The 18,199-nt window shown below is 64.1% G+C and carries 16 protein-coding genes; 2 read left to right on the top strand and 14 right to left on the bottom strand.

Annotated elements, in window-relative coordinates:
* Positions 1–2 precede the first annotated feature (2 nt).
* The 8 genes from LG373_RS02815 to LG373_RS02780 all read right to left on the bottom strand — a co-directional run bounded on the left by LG373_RS02815 (position 3) and on the right by LG373_RS02780 (position 11,635).
* Positions 3–1,283, bottom strand: a complete 1,281-nt coding sequence (locus LG373_RS02815) for a S41 family peptidase (protein WP_216529666.1) — start codon at positions 1,281–1,283, stop codon at positions 3–5.
* A gap of 18 nt (positions 1,284–1,301) precedes the next feature.
* Complete coding sequence (gene ftsX, locus LG373_RS02810; RefSeq protein ID WP_216529667.1) at positions 1,302–2,210, bottom strand: permease-like cell division protein FtsX; 909 nt, start codon at positions 2,208–2,210, stop codon at positions 1,302–1,304.
* Positions 2,203–2,892 (bottom strand): cell division ATP-binding protein FtsE, encoded by a 690-nt coding sequence (gene ftsE, locus LG373_RS02805; protein WP_211328403.1) that lies wholly within the window; start codon positions 2,890–2,892, stop codon positions 2,203–2,205. The genes ftsX and ftsE overlap by 8 nt, the downstream gene beginning before the upstream one ends.
* Positions 2,893–3,100: 208 nt before the next feature.
* Positions 3,101–4,066 carry a transketolase family protein gene (locus LG373_RS02800; protein WP_225748922.1) on the bottom strand — a complete coding sequence of 322 codons (966 nt, stop codon included), beginning with the start codon at positions 4,064–4,066 and terminating at the stop codon, positions 3,101–3,103.
* A complete protein-coding gene (locus LG373_RS02795; RefSeq protein ID WP_255616270.1) occupies positions 4,059–4,913 on the bottom strand; it encodes a transketolase in 855 nt (284 codons plus the stop codon). The genes LG373_RS02800 and LG373_RS02795 overlap by 8 nt, the downstream gene beginning before the upstream one ends.
* The gene (gene prfB / locus LG373_RS02790) at positions 4,913–6,007 is read right to left on the bottom strand and encodes a peptide chain release factor 2 (protein WP_114567585.1); all 1,095 of its coding nucleotides are present in this window, start codon (positions 6,005–6,007) and stop codon (positions 4,913–4,915) included. The genes LG373_RS02795 and prfB overlap by 1 nt, the downstream gene beginning before the upstream one ends.
* Before the next feature lie 4 nt (positions 6,008–6,011).
* Positions 6,012–8,828: a preprotein translocase subunit SecA gene (gene secA / locus LG373_RS02785; RefSeq protein ID WP_225748921.1), complete on the bottom strand. Its 2,817-nt coding sequence runs from the start codon at positions 8,826–8,828 to the stop codon at positions 6,012–6,014.
* A 203-nt stretch (positions 8,829–9,031) separates the two neighbouring features.
* Positions 9,032–11,635, bottom strand: a complete 2,604-nt coding sequence (locus tag LG373_RS02780) for a BTAD domain-containing putative transcriptional regulator (RefSeq protein WP_225748920.1) — start codon at positions 11,633–11,635, stop codon at positions 9,032–9,034.
* A gap of 222 nt (positions 11,636–11,857) precedes the next feature.
* On the opposite strand from LG373_RS02780, the gene LG373_RS02775 reads away from it, so the two are divergent.
* Both LG373_RS02775 and LG373_RS02770 read left to right on the top strand, forming a co-directional pair.
* A complete protein-coding gene (locus LG373_RS02775; protein ID WP_114567588.1) occupies positions 11,858–12,859 on the top strand; it encodes a P1 family peptidase in 1,002 nt (333 codons plus the stop codon).
* Positions 12,860–12,868: 9 nt separating this feature from the next.
* Entirely contained in the window at positions 12,869–14,122 is a 1,254-nt protein-coding gene (locus LG373_RS02770) for a chloride channel protein (protein WP_225748919.1), read from the top strand.
* Positions 14,123–14,153: 31 nt separating this feature from the next.
* Here the strand turns inward: LG373_RS02770 and LG373_RS02765 are convergent, their stop codons facing one another.
* The 6 genes from LG373_RS02765 to LG373_RS02740 all read right to left on the bottom strand — a co-directional run bounded on the left by LG373_RS02765 (position 14,154) and on the right by LG373_RS02740 (position 18,170).
* Complete coding sequence (locus tag LG373_RS02765) at positions 14,154–14,462, bottom strand: addiction module antidote protein (protein ID WP_114567590.1); 309 nt, start codon at positions 14,460–14,462, stop codon at positions 14,154–14,156.
* A complete protein-coding gene (locus tag LG373_RS02760; protein WP_114567591.1) occupies positions 14,446–14,781 on the bottom strand; it encodes a type II toxin-antitoxin system RelE/ParE family toxin in 336 nt (111 codons plus the stop codon). Before LG373_RS02760 ends, LG373_RS02765 begins: the two co-directional genes overlap by 17 nt.
* Positions 14,782–15,082: 301 nt before the next feature.
* Positions 15,083–15,520, bottom strand: coding sequence for a ribosome silencing factor (rsfS, locus tag LG373_RS02755; RefSeq protein ID WP_225748918.1), 438 nt, complete (start codon positions 15,518–15,520; stop codon positions 15,083–15,085).
* Positions 15,517–16,185, bottom strand: coding sequence for a bis(5'-nucleosyl)-tetraphosphatase (symmetrical) YqeK (gene yqeK, locus LG373_RS02750; RefSeq protein ID WP_225748917.1), 669 nt, complete (start codon positions 16,183–16,185; stop codon positions 15,517–15,519). The genes rsfS and yqeK overlap by 4 nt, the downstream gene beginning before the upstream one ends.
* A complete protein-coding gene (gene nadD, locus LG373_RS02745) occupies positions 16,182–16,877 on the bottom strand; it encodes a nicotinate-nucleotide adenylyltransferase (protein WP_114567593.1) in 696 nt (231 codons plus the stop codon). The genes yqeK and nadD overlap by 4 nt, the downstream gene beginning before the upstream one ends.
* On the bottom strand, positions 16,878–18,170 hold the full coding sequence (locus tag LG373_RS02740) for a glutamate-5-semialdehyde dehydrogenase (protein WP_225748916.1): 1,293 nt from the start codon (positions 18,168–18,170) through the stop codon (positions 16,878–16,880).
* Positions 18,171–18,199: the final 29 nt, after the last annotated feature.

Raw genomic sequence — 18,199 nt, 5'->3', positions numbered from 1 at the left:
CTCTACTCCCTCACAAGCGACTGAGCGGTTTCGATGGCAAGCGCCTTTTGATTATCGACCCCTTCGGACAGACCCACCGCGATGTCGGGCACCACGCCCACCTGGTCGATGTTGTGGCCGAGCGGGCTCTTGTAGTACGCGGCGGTGTAGCGAAGCGCTCCGCCAAAGCTGAGGTCGCGCGTGACCTGGACCGAACCCTTCCCGAGGGTGGTCGATCCCACGAGCGTAGCACGCTGGTTGTCTTTGAGCGCGGCGGCCAGCACCTCGGCGGAAGCCGCCGTGTTCCCATTGACCAGCACCACAAGGGGCTTGTCGGTCGCAATGGTGCCGTTCGCGTTCTTCGTGGTTTCCTCGGCTTCCTTCGTCTGGATCTTGACCACGGTGCCGCTCTTCACGAACAAGCTGGCCACGTCCACCGACTGAGTCAAGAAGCCGCCGGGATTGTCGCGGATGTCCAGGACGAACGAAAGCGCCCCTTGCGATTCCAGATCGGAAATCGCGCTGCTCACCAAGCTGGACGCGTTCTGGGTAACCTGCTTGAGCTGGATGTAGCCCACGGAACCCGAAAGCTCGGTGACGACGTTTTTCACGGTGTAGCTCGAGCACGAAAGCGTGGTAGTGAATTCCTCGCCGCCTTCGTCTTCAAGGGACGCGGCCCGCCGCCAGGTTATGACGGCGTCCTCCCCTTCGTCGCGACGCAGGGCCGCAGCCACTTCCGTGGTGGTCCAGTCATGATCGCGATCGCCGTCGATGGCCACGACGAAATCGCCTTGGCGCACGTCGGCGGCCTGAGCAGCGGAACCCTCGAACACGTCCACGGCGTACGCGCGCCCGTTGTATTCCGAGAACAGCACGCCGATGCCCGCATAGCTTCCCGCGCTGTCCTTCATAAGCGCGGCATAGCGGTTCGCATCGTAGTAGCGCAGGTACGGATCCTGCGTGGTCTTGGCGAACGCCTCGAGCACGTTCGAGGTTGCCGTATCAAGATCGTAGGAGTCCAAGCTGTCGTTTTTGAGGATGTCCTCCACTTCGCCGACGCGCGCGCCCAACGATCCGTACGCGTCGCGCGACGAGTCGCTTCTCAACGAGGTTTGGGAATCTCCGGGAAGCCCGCCCATCCCCAAGGACTCCAGCAAGGGAATTTCGCCGCGCACGAAAAAGCCGCCGACAAACGCCAGGCACACTACGGCAAAGAAAGAGAACGCCTTGATAAGGCGCACGTTGCGCGCCCGCGCTTTACGCGCGGACGCGGCAATCTTCGAACTGTCAGTATGCTTCGCCATGACCTTCCACGCGAAACGCTACACCTTGAGGTAGCGACGCATAGCCAATGCAGAGCCGACCAAGCCGATGAACAGGCCGGAAACGATCAGCACCGCATAGATGAGCAGGAACATGTTCAAGGAGATGTCGAAGTTCAAGAACATGAGCGCGCTTTGCAGGCGCGGCAACGCGAAGTTGCGAAGCAGCTCCAAGCACCCGACCGCCAAAAGCGAGCCGATGATAGCGTGCAGCGCGCCTTCCATGAGGAAGGGCCCGCGGATGAAGCCGTTCGACGCACCCACCAAGCGCATGATGGCAATCTCCTTGCGACGGGCAAGAATGGCAAGGCGAATGGTGTTGTTGATGAACACGAGCGCGATGAACACGAGCAAGCCAACCAGGGCTATGCCCACGTAGCGCACGTAGTTGGTCAGAGCGAACAGCCGCTCGACCGTCTTCTCGCCGTACTTGACGGAATCGGCAGGATCGCTGGGATCCTCGCTGATCTTCTGGTACGTCGTATTGCCCAGCAGCGACGAGGCAACCTGCTCGACCAACTGCGGGTCGGACAGCTCGATGTCGATCGAAGCCGGCAAGGGGTTCTGCCCGTCGAGCGTGTCGATGATGTCGGAGCTCGACGTAGAGCGGAATTTCTCGAGCGCCTGGTCTTTCGTCGTGAACCCAACCGAGGCCACGCCCTCAAGACCCTTGACGTAGCTCGAAACGCTCTGGATGTCGGCTTCGGGAGCGTCGTCGGCCACATACGCCGTGATGGACACCTCGTTCTCGACCGACGAAACCACGTTTTCGACCACAAGGCCGGCAACGAAGAAAATGCCGATGATCAGAAGCGACAGGAAGATGGTGACGATGGAGCCCAGTGCCGTTGAAAGGTTACGCGTGAAGCCGGTGAGCGACTCGCGCAAGAAGTAGAAGAAACTAGACATCGAAACCGTACACCCCCCTATCCTGGTCGCGGGTCAGGTTGCCGCGGTCGAGCGCGATAACGCGACGACGCATGTTGTCGACCATTTCGCGGTCGTGCGTGGCAACGAGCACCGTGGTGCCCGTACGGTTGATGCGCTCAAGCAGGTCCATGATGCCGCGCGAGGTCTGCGGGTCCAGGTTTCCCGTGGGCTCGTCGCAGATGAGCAGCGGCGGGCGGTTCACGATGGCGCGCGCGATGGACACGCGCTGCTGCTCGCCGCCGGAAAGCTGATCGGGGCGCTTGTTGAGCTTGTCCTGCAGGCCCACCAGGCGCAAAACCTCGGGGACCTGCGTTTTGATGACGTGACGGCTCTTGCCGATTACCTCAAGGGCGAACGCAACGTTCTCGAACACGGTCTTGTTCGGCAGGAGCTTGAAGTCCTGGAACACGCATCCGATGTTGCGGCGCAAGTACGGCACACGCCAGTTGCGCATGGTGGACAGGTCCTCGTCAGCCACGTAGATATGACCCTGCGTGGGCTTCACCTCGCGAATGAGCATGCGGATGAAGGTCGACTTGCCCGAACCGGAATGGCCTACCAAGAAGATGAACTCGCCCGCGTAGATCTGCAGGGAGATATCGTTGAGAGCCGGCTTGTTCGGCTGCGCGGGGTACACCTTCGTCACATGGTCGAACGTGATGACCGGGGTGCCCGTTTGCTGGGGAATGTCATCGACTTCCAGCACCGGCAGCGACGCGGACAGCTGCGACGCAGTTTGCCGCACCGGCGCCGCATGGGCACCGCCGCGCCGCTGCGGGCGCGGCGGAACCCCTTGGCTGATGTCGTTCGTCACAGAATGCTCCGTTCAAATAGTGATGTACTGAGACGGCCTGATTCTAGCAGAACCGCTATCGGGCCATAACCTTCTTCACAGCTTCGACAATCGCCCGCGAACCCAGGTTGAAGTAGTCAAGAAGCTCCTCGAACTCGCCCGATTTGCCGAACTGATCGCGCATGCCCACGAACTCGACCGGCGTCGGATTCGTGCGCGCAAGCACCTCCGCGACAGCCGATCCCAAGCCACCGTAGACGCTGTGCTCCTCGGCCACCACCACGCGGCCCGTCTTCGCCGCGGACGCCACGACGGTCTCCTCGTCGAGGGGCTTGACGCTGAACGCATCGATGACCTCGACCTGAACGCCCTCTTCAGCGAGTATGTCCGCCGCCTTGAGCGTCTGCTCGACCTCGACGCCGCACGCCACGATGGTGGCGTCGGATCCTTCGCGCAGCACGTAGGCGCGACCCAGCTCAAGCTCTACGCCGTCGGCGTAGACGGCGGGGACGGACGCGCGGCCCATGCGCACGTAGACCGGGCCGGGCGTGGTCGCGGCCAGGCGGATCGCGGCGCGCGCCGCCGCATAGTCGGCCGGCACCAGCACGCGCATGTTGGGAAGCCCGCGCATGAGCGAGACGTCCTCGAGCATCTGGTGGCTGCCGCCGTCGGGTCCGACGGAAATGCCCGCATGCGTGGGGGCGATCTTCACGTCCAGCTTGCTGTAGCACACGGTGTTGCGGATCTGGTCGTAAGCGCGGCCCGTGCCGAACACGGCGAACGAGCCCGTGTAGGCCACGTGCCCCGTGATGGCCAGGCCCGCCGCCACGTCGACCATGTTCTGCTCGGCGATGCCGCAGTTGAACAGGCGATCCTCAAAGCCAGCGTCGGCCAGCTTCTTGGTGGTGGTCGAACCCGTCAGGTCGGCGTCCACGGCAACAACCGGCAAGCCCTCGCCGGCAAGCTCTGCAAGCGTCGCTCCGTACGCTGCGCGCGTTGCGCGCTTGACCTGGGACTGCGTTTCGTCTGCCAGCTTAACCACGGCAGGCCTCCTTCTCCTCCAGCGCCGCCAAGTCGGCCAACGCGGCCTCGGTCTGCTCGGGCGACGGCGCCTTGCCGTGCCAACCCGCTTGATGCTCCATGAACGACACGCCCTTGCCCTTCACCGTGCGAGCGATGAACGCATGGGGCTTGCCCTGACGATCTGCCTTCGCAGCCGAAAGCGCTTCGACGAGGGCGTCGATGTCGTGTCCGTCGACCTCGCGCGCGTCCCAACCGAACGCCTGGAACTTCGCCACCAGATCGCCCGGATCGCACACGTCGGCCGTGTCGCCGTCAATCTGCAGGCAGTTGCGGTCCACGATGGCCACCAGGTTGTCCAGATTGCGGTGAGCCGCGAACATGGCGGCTTCCCATACCTGGCCCTCCTGGCACTCGCCGTCGCCGAGAAGCGCGAACACCGTCTGGTCCTTCCCGTCAAGCTTCAAGCCGGCGGCAGCGCCCGCCGCAACGGACAGCCCCTGGCCGAGCGAGCCGGTGGACACCTCAACGCCGGGAACCAAGCTGGAATCGGGATGGCCCTGCAAACGGCCCCCCAGCTTGCGCAGCGTCAGCAGCTCCTCGCGCGGGAAGTAGCCCGCATGCGCGAGCACGGCGTAGAGCGCCGGCGCAGCATGGCCTTTCGCCAGGATGAAGCGATCGCGCGCTTCGTCGTCGGGATTCTGGGAGTCGTGCTCGAGGACGCCTCCAAAGTACAGCGCGCATAGGATGTCGGCGCACGAGAGCGACCCGCCCGGGTGCCCACTGCCCGCTTCCGCGATCATGCGCACGATGTCCTTGCGCATCTCGTTCGCCCGCCGTTCAAGCTCGGTCATTCCTGTTCCTTTCATTATTGGGACACTCTCCAACGGTGATAGCCCACCACGAACTCGTCCAGATCGCCGTCGAGGACCGCGTCCACGTTGCCGGTCTCGATGCCGCTGCGGACGTCTTTAACCATTTGATAGGGATACAGCACGTAATTGCGAATCTGGCTGCCGAACGTGGAGTCCATGCGCTCGCCGCGCAGTTCGGCCAGCTCCTGAGCCCGCTTCTGCTCTTCGCGCTCGTAAAGCTTCGCCTTCAGCACGCGAAACGCGGCTTCCTTGTTCTGCAGCTGGGATTTCTCGTTCTGGCACGTGACCACGATGCCGGTGGGCACGTGCGTGAGGCGCACGGCCGAGTCGGTGGTGTTGACGCACTGACCGCCCGGGCCGCTCGATCGGTACACGTCCACGCGCACGTCGGAAGGATTGAGATCCACCTCGATGTCGTCGGGAAGCACCGGAAGCACCTCCACGCCGGCAAACGTGGTGTGTCGGCGCTTCTTGTCATCGGTTGGGCTGATGCGCACCAGACGATGCACGCCGTTTTCGCTTTTCAGCATGCCGAAAGCGTTGCGGCCCTCCACCTGGATGGTGGCCTTGTCCAGTCCGATGCCCTCGCCCGGAACCACGTCGAGCACGGTGACCTTCCACCCTTTGCCCTCGGCGTAGCGGGCGTACATGCGATACAGCATCTCGGTCCAGTCCTGGGCTTCCAAGCCGCCCGACCCGGGGTTCACCGTCAAAATGGCGTCTCCCCCGTCGAAGCGCTCGGAGAACCACGAGCTGATCTCCAGCTTGTCCAGCATGCCGTCGAGCGCGTCGAGCGCGGATTGGGCCTCGTCGGCGAACAGCTCGTCTTCCGCGGCCAGCTCGAACGCGGCGCGCGCGTCCTCTAGAAGGGCCGCCGCTTCGTCGTACTCGCCGATCGTGTCGCGCAGCACGCTGGCCTGCTTCGACACGCTTTGGGCATGGGACGCGTCGTCCCAAAAGCCCGGCGACGCGATCTCGGCATCGAGCTTTTCGAGCTCCGCCGTTTTGTCTTCGATGTGCAGGTACCCGCGCGCGTCTTCCACGCGACGGGCCACCTGCTCTAAGTCTTTCAAGTCTCTATCAGCCATGTTCCTACAGATTCTTACCGTGGCACTTCTTGTACTTAAGGCCCGAGCCGCACGGGCACGGGTCGTTGCGTCCTACGTCGGCGAAGGGATCGTCCTTGTCCTTGACGTAGGTTTGCGGCTTGGCCGCCGCAGGCTTGGGAGGCCTTGCCGGCTGGTCGTCGGCAGCCGGAGCTCCAGAAGCCGCAGCCTGCCTGCGCGCCGCTGCGACGCCCGTTTCCTCGAGCACCTGCTCGGGCGACGAATAGCTCACCTTGCCGTCAAGCGGGCTTTTTTCCTCGGCCAGTTCGGGCTGGTCTTGCTTCACGGCCACCTGAAGACGCAAGAGCGTGCGCAGGTAGTCTTCGTACATGCCCGCCGTCAGGCTTTGGAAGGCGTTGTACGCTTCGTTCTTGTACTCGACCAGGGGGTCGCGCTGACCGAACGCGCGCAAGCCGATACCGGCCTTCAGGTAATCCATCTCCTGCAGATGGGCCATCCAGCGCGTATCGATGATACGCAGCATGACCTGGCTCTCGAGCATCTTCATGACCGACTCGCCCAACTGCTCGGACTTCTCGTCGTACACGCGCTCGAGGTAGTCCGTCAAGCCTTCGGCCAGAACCGCCGGATCGTCGTCGTGGTCGACTTCGCTTACGCGGAAGTCGTCGCGGCCCGTCATGTTGGCGGCCCACGCCTCCACGGCCTTGCTGTCCCAGTCGTCGCTGGGAGCCTTGGCGGGGCAGTTCTCCTGCACCGCGGCCTCCGCCGCGTCGCTCACGATCTGGGGAATGCGCTCGTCCATGTCCTTGCCGTCCAAGATGGCGTTGCGCTCTCCGTAAATGGCCGCGCGCTGCAGGTTCATGACGTCGTCGTACTCAAGCACGTTCTTACGAGCGGCGAAGTGCATGCTCTCCACCTGGCGCTGCGCGCCCTCGATGGCCTTCGACACCATGCCGGCTTGAATGGGCATGTCGTCGGGCATGTCGGTCTTCTCCATCATGCGCCCGATGGAGTCCATGCGGTTGCCGCCGAACAGGCGCATGAGGTCGTCTTCGAGCGACAGGTAGAACTGCGTCACGCCCGGATCGCCCTGACGGCCGGCGCGGCCGCGCAGCTGGTTGTCGATACGCCGGGACTCGTGGCGCTCGGTGCCGATGACGGTCAGGCCGCCCGCAGCGATCACGGCGTCGTGCTCTTTGGCGCAAACCCGCTTGGCCTCGGCGAGCGCATCCGCTCGCTGCTCGGCGGTAGGCGCGGGCGGCTTGCCCTCTTCCACCTCGGCATCGGCGTCCAGCTCGGGGTCGAAGCCCCGCGCGCGCAGAACGTCGTCGGCCATCACGTCGGGATTGCCGCCCAAAAGGATGTCGGTACCGCGACCCGCCATGTTCGTGGCAATGGTCACGGCGCCTACGCGGCCCGCCTGCGCGATGATATGGGCTTCGCGCTCGTGGTTCTTCGCGTTCAGGGTCTCGTGCGCGATGCCGCGCTTGTCCAGCAGGCGCGACAGCTTCTCGGAGCTTTCGATGGACACCGTGCCGATAAGGCAGGGCTGACCGTTCGCGTTGCGCTCGGCAACGTCGTCGGCCACGGCGTTGAACTTCGCCTCCACCGTGCGGTAGATCAGGTCGTTCTCGTCCTTTCGAGCAACCGGGCGGTTCGGCGGAATGGCCACGACGGGCAGCTTGTAGATCTCGCGGAACTCGGCGTCCTCGGTCATGGCCGTACCGGTCATGCCGGACAGTTTCTCGTACAGGCGGAAGTAGTTCTGCAGCGTGATGGTGGCCAGCGTCTGGTTCTCCTCGCGCACGAGGACGCGCTCTTTCGCCTCGAGCGCCTGATGCAGGCCCTCGGAATAGCGCCGTCCCTCCATGATGCGGCCCGTGAACTCGTCGACGATCTTCACTTCCCCGTTCACCACCACGTAATCCACGTCGCGATGGAACAGGAACTGGGCCTTCAAGGCTTGCTGGAGGTGGTTCGGAAGCTGCCCGGACGGGTCGGCGTAGATGTCGTCGATCCCCAGCATGGCCTCGATTCTCTCAAGGCCGCTCTCCGTGGCGTTGATGGTCTTCTTCGCCTCGTCCATCTCGAAGTCCTCGTCAAGGCGAAGGCCGGCCATGACGCGGGCGAACTTGTTGTACGTTTCGGCCGCCTGCGTGCCCGCGCCGGAGATGATGAGCGGGGTTCGCGCCTCGTCGATGAGAATGGAGTCCACCTCGTCGACGATGGCGAAATGATGCCCGCGCTGCACGCGAGCCTCCGCACGGGTCACCATGTTGTCGCGCAGGTAGTCGAAGCCGAACTCGCTGTTCGTGCCGTACGTGACGTCAGCCAAGTACGCGGGCTTCTTCTTGTCCGGGCGCATGCCGTTTTGGATGAGGCCCACCTCCATGCCGAGGAAGCGGTACACCTGCCCCATCCACTCGCTGTCGCGCCGGGCCAGGTAGTCGTTCACGGTGACCACGTGCACGTTGTTGCCCGAAAGGGCGTTCAAGTAGCCGGCCAACGTGGAAACGAGGGTCTTGCCCTCGCCGGTTTTCATCTCGGCGATCTGGCCGTCATTCAAGGCCATGCCGCCGATCAACTGCACGTCGAAATGCCGCAGGCCCAACGTGCGCACGGACGCTTCGCGCACGGTGGCGAACGCCTCGGGCAGCAGGCTCTTGAGGTCTTCTCCTCCTTGAGCGCGCTCGCGGAAAGCGGCGGTAAGCGCGCGCAGCTCTTCGTCGGTCTTCGCCTGCATCTGGGTCTCGAGGGCGTTGACCTTGGCTACGGTCGCCTCGTAATTCTTCATCTGCTTGCCCTCACCGAGCGTTAGCAGCTTGGATAGGAATCCAGCCATGTATGCGCCATCCTTTTCGCGGCCGGAACTGCGCCGGTCGCGCGGTCGAACGTTTGAATACAGCACGAACCACTCTAACATAACGAACCCGCCGCCATCGGCCGGTCAATAATCTCAACAGCATTTTCGCACCGCCGGCCCCGATGCGGGCGACAACGCGCGGGGCTGCGGAAACAGCGTTTTCCCCTGCGGTCGACGGCCGGTCATTCAAGCTCCTCTTCGCTCTCGATGATACTGCGGTACAGGCGCGTGGTCTCGATGGACGGATCGATGCCCAGTTCGTTCACCAAGTAGCGGCGGCATGCGAAGTACGTCTCGAGCGCCGCGCTGCGCTGCCCCGCCCCCAGCTGGGCCTCCATGAGCGCCACGTACGCATCCTCCCGCCCGCCGTCGCGCTGCAGCGCAGCCCGGGCGAACCACAGCCCCTCGCGCACTTCGCCCGCTCCCACCAGCCGCGTCGAAGCCGCCACCAAGGCGTCCACCAGCTTGTCGCGGCATTCGGCCCGCCTGCCCACAAGGGCGTCATTGTTATTCTCGCTGGGAAGGATGTCGTCTGAGAACCTGTCGTTCACCTGCGAAAACAAGTATGCCCACCCCCCGTATCCCGGCTGTTCGAACAACAGCTTGTTGCACACGTCGTCCAACTGAACAACGTCGCTGTCCAGCAGGTCGGCATCAAGGCGCAGTCCACGTTGCTGCCGAATCAGGTACGGACAGGTGCCGTCCGGCGTTTTGAGCGCACGCCGCAAAAGGCTCCAAACCCCGTAGAAATTCTTGCGCGCCGCTTCCAGCGGGCTTTCCGGCCACAGCAGCGAAACCAGTTTGTCGCGCGAGAATTCGCGCCCCCGGTTGAGCACGAGAAGAGCCAGCAACGTTTTGACCTTCTGCCTCCTGAACAGCGCATCGTCGACCCGCTTGCCCCCTATGCGCACGTCCAAGCCGCCGAACAGATTCACCGTGAGCCTCGGCGCCGCCCCGATGGCCGCAGACGGCGCGGGCATGCAAGACTGGCTGCTGAGCGCATCGGGATGGGTGGCCGAGAACACGAAGCGGCGCTCGGCGCGCTCTCGCTCGATGCGCTCATGATCCGCGCGCTGGGAGAACAGGGCCATCTCGACGCGGCGCACGGCCAAAGACGAGCGCGCGTCAAGGGAAGGCACCGACACCGCTCCGCTTTCGCATGCGCGCTCGAGCCCCGCGCCCGCCATTCCGTCGAAAAGCCGCAATGCGTCCTGCGCAAGCGTCGAAACACGCGCTCGCACCACGACAGCCACCTGGTCGACCGGTTCCGAGGGCAAGGCCTCGGCCCGCGATCGCCCGGCGCGCGCTTCAAGCTCCGCGCAAGAGAGCACCCAAGCTGCAGCATAGGCCATCATGCGCCCGCGAACGCCGCCTTCGTACCAGGCCAACCACGCTTTCGCTCCTTCCGTGCACGACGTCTCAAGCGCGTCCTGCACGGCAGCTGCCGCCGCAAGAGACCGTCCGTCCGTATCCGGCAAAAACCCGTCATCCTCGCGCGCGGCTTCGGGAGCAAGGGCCAGCGACGAGGCCAGGCGAATAGCGCGGCGGCGCTCCCCTTCTTCGGCGCATCGGCCCAAGACGAGCGCCGCGGCGGCTCGCAATCCGACCGCGGCGGCAGAAGACCCGCTCACCCGTCGCGCAACGGCGCAGGCTGAGTCGCGATCCCCCAACAAGGCGCGCCGCGCGGCCTCCGCGGCATCGAGGAAGCAGGCCAGACCGGCTTTCTCCCCGCCGAGCGAGCGGTACACGTCGCACGCGGGGACCAGGCAGGCCCCGTCGGAAAGCTCGCGGCCCCGGCTTGCCAACCATACCGCGCGCGCCTTGCGCGATGCCAGCAAGCGAGCCGCATCGCACGCACGCGCAAGCTGCTCGCGCTTCAGCAACGCGTCCGCAATGTGCGTCGCGAGCGCATCGGCGTCGGAAAACACCGACCTCTCCGCAAGGCCGGGCAATGTCGGCGAAAACGCCTCCGACAGCTCGTCCATCGAAAAAGAGGCGGCGTCGAAGCGTTCTTTCCTACAATCGATTCCCAGGTAAGGATACTGCTCCGACAAAATCGCAATCGAATCGTCCTCGCAGGAACCGAACGCCGCAAGGTCGGCAAGCGCGCCGTTTTGCAGGCACAGCATCGAAAACAAGGGGAGCATCAAATCGGCGGGAAGCTCCTCTTTCGCAACCGACGCGAGAAACGCTGCGCGATCGTCGGGCGTCCCCCACACAAGCGTCGCGATGCGACGAGCCGTCGGCATGAGGGCGGCGGGTTCGGCCTCGCGCTCGGCAGCCGTGCGCAAAGCATCAAGCTCGGCATCGGTCAACAGCAAGTCCGCGGCCCCCAGCTTGAGGCGGTCCCGCTGCCCATGGAAGGCATCGCGCATGGGCAGGCAGGTGACCAGAACCTCGCAGCCACGGTCGATCAGCGCGTCCACCTCACGAGACAGCAACTCGACGCGCTGGGGGTCCAGCGAGGGCACGTCCTCGACAACGGCCAAGAACGGAGCGCGGTCTTCCGAAGAAAGCGTCTTGGCAATGCGCCCGTCATCGAGATCGCGCAAAAAGCACGGGCTTTTCGCGTCGATCCAAAACACGTGCTCGAACCGGAAAACCGTTTCCGCGTACTCCAGCGCTACGAACGATTTGCCGAATCCCTCGGGCGCAACGATGAACCGGGGAACATGGCGCTCCCTCAGCAACTTCGCAATGAGGTCGGGGCGCCGGTAGTGGCGGGCCGAGACGAATCGCTGCGGACGACGTCCGCGACAAGCGGTCTTGGTCAGAAAATCTGGCATGCGAATCACTCCCATCGTAAGGGAGGGATGCAGCGGTTTGAAAGGGTTTCCACCGTATCACTGCGAAGAGGGCGCCGCAAGCCGACATAAGTTCGATCCCGGCATCTTTCCACCGGCAAGCCGAAGCCGGTGCGGCCCGGTTGCGCCCTTCGGCAGCGAAGGCTCCTTCAACGGTGTACAATGCGACTACTGCATGACCAGTCTCCTCAGGAAGGAACCGCTATGCTCCAGCCCGCTTCCCTTTCCGACCTGCCCGCGTTCTTGTGCGGCCACGCGCACGATGCCGCTGCGGCAACGGGCTGCACCGTGGTCATCGCGCCCGAAGGAGGCGTCTGCGGCGTCGATGTGCGCGGAGGCGGTCCCGCCACGCGCGAGACCGATCTGCTCAAGCCGGAGAACATGATCCAAGCCGTGCACGCCGTTGTCCTTTCGGGCGGCAGCGCTTTCGGCCTAGCCGCATCGACCGGCGTGATGGAGGAGCTGGCGGAACGCGGGATCGGCTTTCCCGTCGAAAGCGCGCGGGTGCCGATCGTATGCGGAGCATGCCTGTTCGACCTGCTCGTAGGCAAAAACGCGCATCCCGATGCGGCCATGGGCCGCGCCGCCGCCCGCGCAGCTTTCGAGCGTAAAGCAACCGAGCCGCTTGAAGAAGGAAACGTCGGCGCCGGATGCGGGGCCACGGTCGGGAAGCTCCTGGGCGGCGATCGGGCCATGAAGGCGGGGCTGGGCATCTGCGGGCTGCGCATGGGAGACGTGGTGGCGGTGGCCATCGTCGCCGTGAACGCGCTCGGCAACGTCTGCGAAAGCGACGGCACCTGGATCGCCGGATGCCGAGGAGCCAACGGCCTTGTCATGGAGCCGCTCGATGCACTGACCGAGCTTGCAAGCCGCGTCCAAGACGACGGAAGCCGCGCGGTCCCAAGCGAAGGGCCCTGCCCGAACACCACCATCGGACTGGTCCTCACGAACGCCCGCATAACCAAGGCGCAGGCCACCAAAGTATCGTCCACCGTCCACGACGCGTACGCCCGGGCCATCAAGCCCGTCCACACGTCCGGCGACGGCGACACCGTGTTCACGTTCTCCTCGTGCGAAGCAGAGGCCGACTACGACCTGGTGGCCATGCTGGCCACCGAAGCCATGCAGGGCGCCATCGTGCGCGCCGTGCAAACGGCGCAAGGCGCGCACGGCCTGCCCTGCGCCCGAGACATCGCCACGCGTTAGGAGTCCATCGTGAAGGCAGCGAAGTTCGCAAACCGTTTCCTGTTCGTCGCGTCGGTCATCGTGACCGGCGCCATAGCGGGAGCGTTCGTGTGGTTTCTCCTCTTCGTCATGAACCTGGGCATCTCTTTTATATGGGAGAAGATGCCCGCGCATTTCGGGCCGTACTTCCCCCTGGCGGCCTGCCTGGTGGGAGGATTGATCATCGGCCTGTTCGCCAAGCGCTTCGGCCCTTACCCGGAAGATCTCAACGAGGTCATGGCCAAAGTGAAGCAAGACGGTCGCTACGAATACGACAAGCTGGGAACCATGTCCATCGCGGCGCTTCTTCCGCTGTTCTTCGGCGGCTCCGTCGGCCCCGAAGCAGGCTTGACCGGGGCGATCGCCGGCATTTGCACCTGGGTAGGCGACCGCATGAAGCGCTTCGGATCTGACTTCAAACAGCTCACCTCGGTCGGCACCATGGCTGCGCTTTCCGCCATATTCACCGCACCCCTGTTCGGGTTCGCCGCACCGCTGTACGGCGGAGAGCCCGAAGGGTCCGAGCAGACCATCACCCTTCCGAAAACCTCGAAGCTGGTCGTGTACTTCTGCGCGATAGCGGGCGCGCTCGGCGCGCTTATGGGCTTGTCGTCGCTGTTCGGCGGGGGTATGTCGCTTCCGCATTACAGCGACATCCACGTCGGCGCAACCGAAGCGGTCTGGTTTCTGCCGCTTGCCTTGATCGGCGCGGCAGGCGGGTGGCTGTTCTGCGCGTTCGACGGCTGCTTCAAGCAGGCGTCGGACAAGATGGGAGATCGCCCGGTGCTGAAAGCGATCATCGCGGGGCTTGTCCTTGCAACCATGGGCATCGCGTTGCCGTTCACGATGTTCGCCGGCGAAGTGCAAACCGAGCAGCTTAACGAAGTTTGGATGAGCATGGGAGCGGTCACGCTGCTTGCGACGGGATTCGTGAAAGTGGCCGTCACGCCCCTGTGCATCCGCTTCGGCTGGCGCGGCGGACACTTCTTCCCCGTCATCTTCGCCGGCGTCTCCATCGGCTACGGCATGGCTACGCTCACGGGAGCCGACCCCGTGTTCTGCCTGTGCACCTGCACGGCAGCGCTCGTCGGCGGCGTCATGCGCCAACCGCTCATGACCGTGCTGCTGCTGTTCCTGTGCTTCCCGGTGAAAGGCGTCGTGGTGATGATCGCCGCAGCCGCATTAGGAGCAGCCCTTCCCCTTCCGAAGGCGCTGCGGACGACTACCGAAAAAAGCCATGCGTAAACCGCACCGCTTCCAATCGTTTCCGGCCGGCCTATGCGTCAGGAACAACCTCAAGCTTGAAGCCAAGAGCCGAAAGCACGTCGACAACGGTGCCGAACCGCGGGTTGCCCTCCGCCGATAGCGACTTGTACAAGCTTTCGCGACCGACCCCTGCCTGCTGTGCTACCTGCGCCATTCCTCCGCGCGCCTTCGCCACGTCGCCGAGAGCCCTTTGGAAGAACTCGGGATCGCCCTCGGCCAGCGCGGCAGTGAGGTACGATGCGATCGCGTCCTCGGAGTCCAAATAGTCGGAAACGCAAAACTCCTTGACCTTTAGCGGCCGTCTAAACGGATTCTTCATCGAAAGCCCCTTCCTGCCGTATGCGCCGAGCAAGCCGCTTCGCTCGCGCGATATCGAAACGCTGAGACCCTTTGTCTCCGCCACACAAAAGCAGAACGACCTTGCACCCATGCCGCATGCCGTACAAACGATAGCCCGGCCCCTGCATGACGCGGAATTCGACCACCGCATCCCCGATCGAGCGGACATCGCCCCAAAGCCCGTCCTCCAGGCGAGCGATCCTCGCAAGAATGGCCACGCGAGCGCTTTCGTCCTTCAACCGCCTGAGCCACCGAGCGAACGTCGCCGTGCTGAAAACCTGAACAGAACCGTCTGCCATCTTTGCTCCTTTGTATCTTATAGGATACAACTTGCCGCGTCAAGCACCTTGGCAAAAGCATAGCGAGGCAATCTAGCGCGCAGATGGCGCATATCCGACAAGGATCCAACCCGACCTGCCGCGGATCCAGCAGCTTCCCAGCAATAATCCAGCGCGCTCCTGACGCGAATCCAGCGCGGACCGCGCGAAAATCCAACACGTTTCCCACGCGCATCCAGCGCGCATCGAAACAGCCTGGTCAACGAGAAACGGGGCCGAAGCCCCGTTTCTCGCTATAAGCCGTATGGCGTGTGGACGACCGCTAGTTGCGCCCGAGCATCTTCGCAATGCGATCGGAATACTCGATCTCGGTCAGGCCCGCTTCCTTCGCCAGATCCACCACGGGCGCGTCGTTCCAGAGCGCCTCCAGTCGGTAGTAGTCGCGCGTTTCGGGCTGGAACACGTGCACGACGAAGCTGCCGTAGTCGAGCAGCGACCAGGTGCCGTCCTGCGTTCCCTCGCGATGCAGGGGCTTCAGGTGGCCCTGCGTGCGAACAGCCTCCTCGATCTCGTCGATGATAGCCTCGACCTGGCGGTTGTTCGACGCGGTTGCAATCACGAAGTAATCGGTTACGCCGATAAGATCGCGCACCTCCTGCACCATGATGTCGGTGGCCTTCTTCTCATCGGCGGCGCGCGCGGCGATGAGCGCGCATTCGCGAGAGGTCACCTTGGGGGTCTCGTTCTTCGTTTCGGTCACGCTATTCCTTTCTTCGGTGTTTCGCCTGCGGCTTCTCGCGCGCGGACAAGGTAATGGTTCCATATTTCGAGCGTTCGCGGATACACCCGCTTACGCCGATCGATAAGGTTGAGAAGAACATGTTGAAAGGTTGCCAAGAACAGCTCTTCGAGCGAGACCTGGCCAACCAGCGCGCGCAGCTTTTCCAGCCCATCGTATTTTCTACCGGGCTCGACGGCATCGGCAACGTACACGACCATATCCAAATCGCTCATGCCGATAGCGCCCGTCGTATGCAGCTCGATGGCCCGCACGATATCGCACGGGATGCAAGGATACGCCCGCGAAAGCGCGAGCGCGGCCGTGGGACCGTGCAAAAGCGCCGGAAGGTCCCCGATCGCAGAGGAATCGACGTCGAGCCCCAGCTCTTCGGCCCGTCGAAGAATTCCCTCGTCGTCGAAGCTCTTGTCCCAGTCGTGCAGCAGCCCCGCCAAGCGCGCCTTGCGCTCATCGACGCCGTACAAACGCGCAAGCCGCACGGCGGTGTCGGCCACCCCCAGCGTGTGCTCGTATCGAGAGCGCTTGAGCCTTGCCTTCAAATCCTGCCTGCGCGCTTCGAAAAACGCGTCGGAAAGCGCGTCGTCCCCACAAGGAGCAGGCGCGCACGACGTATCCCGTTCGCTCATCGCAACGACCCTCCTTCCGTACCGCCGCATGCGGCGCAGCCTTGCGCGCGATACAGCGCATGCGCTTGAATATAGTCGAGAACGCCCTGCATGGTCAAATAGCGAATCGACCTTCCCGCCGCAACCCGGTCCCTCAGATCGCTCGAGGAGATGGCAAGCGCCGTAACTTCCAGATAGTCGACCGTGAAGCTCCCTCGCTCGGCGATGGCCGCGCGATGCGATTCGGACAGCGCGTAGCCCGGCCTTGTAACCGCGATCAAACGAGCTAGATCGGCGATGGCCGCGCTTTCCCGCCATTGCAGGATGTGGTACACCGCATCGGCCCCGGTGATGAAGCACAGCTCCACGTTGGCGGGATAATGCGCGCGCATCTGGCGCAGCGTGTCCACCGTGTACGTGTCGCCGCCGCGGTCGATCTCGATCGAGCTCACATCGAACGCAGGATTGCTGTCCACGGCAACGCGGCACATCTCAAGACGGTGCGCGGCAGGAGTCACGTTCCTGTCCTTCTTGAACACCGGATTGCCTGCGGGAACGAACACCACGCCGTCCAGCCCGTAAGCCTCGCGCGCCTGCTCGGCGCACGCAAGGTGCCCGATATGGATGGGGTCGAACGTGCCCCCCATGATGCCCAGCCGAGCAGGACGCCCGTCCATGCCCAGCTGATCGAACCTATCGCAGATGACGGCCACTTACGCGCGCACCTGCCCCGTACCGCGCAGCACGTACTTGTACGACGTGAGGGCCGCAAGCGCAAACGGGCCGCGCGCATGAAGCTTCTGGGTGGAAATGCCGATCTCCGCGCCCAAGCCGAACTGCCCGCCGTCCGTGAACGCCGTCGAAGCGTTCGCGTACACGGCAGCCGCGTCAACGCGATTGAGAAACGCCTCCAGCGCCGCCGCGCCCTCTGCATCGGTGGGGTCGGCGACGATAGCCTCGGAGTGCCGCGTGCCGTACCGGTTCACGTGATCGATGGCCTCGTCGACGCCGCCAACGCATTTCACGGCCATCTCGGGCGCCAGGTATTCGGTAGCCCAATCCCGCTCGACAGCGGCTTCTGCCTTGACGCCATGAGCGCGCGCCACGCGAAGGGCGCATTCGTCAGCATGCAGCAGCACGCCCTTTGCCTGCAGGTCGGCAAGCAGTCGAGGCAGCATGACCTCCGCCGCAGCCCCATCGATCAGCAGCGTTTCGGCCGCGTTGCACACGCCGTAGCGGCGACATTTCGCGTTGAGCACGATGGCGCGCGCCATCTCCAGGTCCGCGGTGGCGTGCACGTACACATGGCAGTTGCCCGTGCCCGTTTCGATGACGGGAACCTTGGAATGCTCGACGCAGTGGCGGATAAGCCCCGCCCCGCCGCGCGGAATGAGCACGTCGATCACCCCGTGAAGCTGCATGAGCTCGTCGGCCGCAGCGCGATCGGTCGAGGCGATCAGCCCGATGCAACCCTGCGGCATGCCAGCGCTCACCGCAGCATCGTGAAGCACGCGTGCGACGGCCTCGTTGGAAGCGGAGGCTAGGCTGCCGCCGCGCAGCACCGCGGCATTGCCCGACTTCAGGCAAATGCCGGCTGCATCGGCCGTAACGTTCGGACGAGCCTCGTACACCACGGCGACCACGCCCAAGGGCACGCTCACCCGGGTAAGCTCGATGCCGTTGTACAGCTGGCGCTCATCCTGGACGCATCCGAGCGGATCGGGCAGGACGACCAAATCCTCAAGAGCGCAGGCCATAGCCTCGACGCGGCTTTCGTCAAGCATAAGGCGGTCGAGCAAGCTCTCCTTGGTGCCGGCCTCGCGCGCCGCGTCCATGTCGCGTCCGTTGGCAGCGATGATGTCCGCCGCATGCTCGCGCAGAGCCCGCGCCATTGCAATGAGCGCCCGATTGCGCTCCCCTGCAGTGGTCTGCCCCAGCGCCGAACTTGCGGCCCGAGCAGACTCAGCAACGCGACGCACCTCGTCGCGCACGGTTTCGTCGATCATATCGTTGCCTCCTTGTCCCGCCTTGCCTA

The sequence above is a fragment of the Paraeggerthella sp. Marseille-Q4926 genome (assembly GCF_916618935.1).
Lineage (GTDB): Bacteria > Actinomycetota > Coriobacteriia > Coriobacteriales > Eggerthellaceae > Paraeggerthella > Paraeggerthella hominis.
The sequence above is the reverse complement of the archived record's forward strand: the minus strand, read 5'-3'. Positions and strand labels throughout refer to the sequence as shown.

Excerpts from the sequence above, each read along its gene's own strand:
- LG373_RS02795 (WP_255616270.1), bottom strand. The coding sequence starts at position 4,913 with ATGAAAGGAACAGGAATGACCGAGCTTGAACGGCGGGCGAACGAGATG.
- ftsX (WP_216529667.1), bottom strand. The coding sequence starts at position 2,210 with ATGTCTAGTTTCTTCTACTTCTTGCGCGAGTCGCTCACCGGCTTCACG.
- LG373_RS02765 (WP_114567590.1), bottom strand. The coding sequence starts at position 14,462 with ATGAAGAATCCGTTTAGACGGCCGCTAAAGGTCAAGGAGTTTTGCGTT.
- LG373_RS02780 (WP_225748920.1), bottom strand. The coding sequence starts at position 11,635 with ATGCCAGATTTTCTGACCAAGACCGCTTGTCGCGGACGTCGTCCGCAG.
- LG373_RS02740 (WP_225748916.1), bottom strand. The coding sequence starts at position 18,170 with ATGATCGACGAAACCGTGCGCGACGAGGTGCGTCGCGTTGCTGAGTCT.
- LG373_RS02760 (WP_114567591.1), bottom strand. The coding sequence starts at position 14,781 with ATGGCAGACGGTTCTGTTCAGGTTTTCAGCACGGCGACGTTCGCTCGG.
- LG373_RS02775 (WP_114567588.1), top strand. The coding sequence starts at position 11,858 with ATGCTCCAGCCCGCTTCCCTTTCCGACCTGCCCGCGTTCTTGTGCGGC.
- LG373_RS02815 (WP_216529666.1), bottom strand. The coding sequence starts at position 1,283 with ATGGCGAAGCATACTGACAGTTCGAAGATTGCCGCGTCCGCGCGTAAA.
- prfB (WP_114567585.1), bottom strand. The coding sequence starts at position 6,007 with ATGGCTGATAGAGACTTGAAAGACTTAGAGCAGGTGGCCCGTCGCGTG.
- secA (WP_225748921.1), bottom strand. The coding sequence starts at position 8,828 with ATGGCTGGATTCCTATCCAAGCTGCTAACGCTCGGTGAGGGCAAGCAG.
- yqeK (WP_225748917.1), bottom strand. The coding sequence starts at position 16,185 with ATGAGCGAACGGGATACGTCGTGCGCGCCTGCTCCTTGTGGGGACGAC.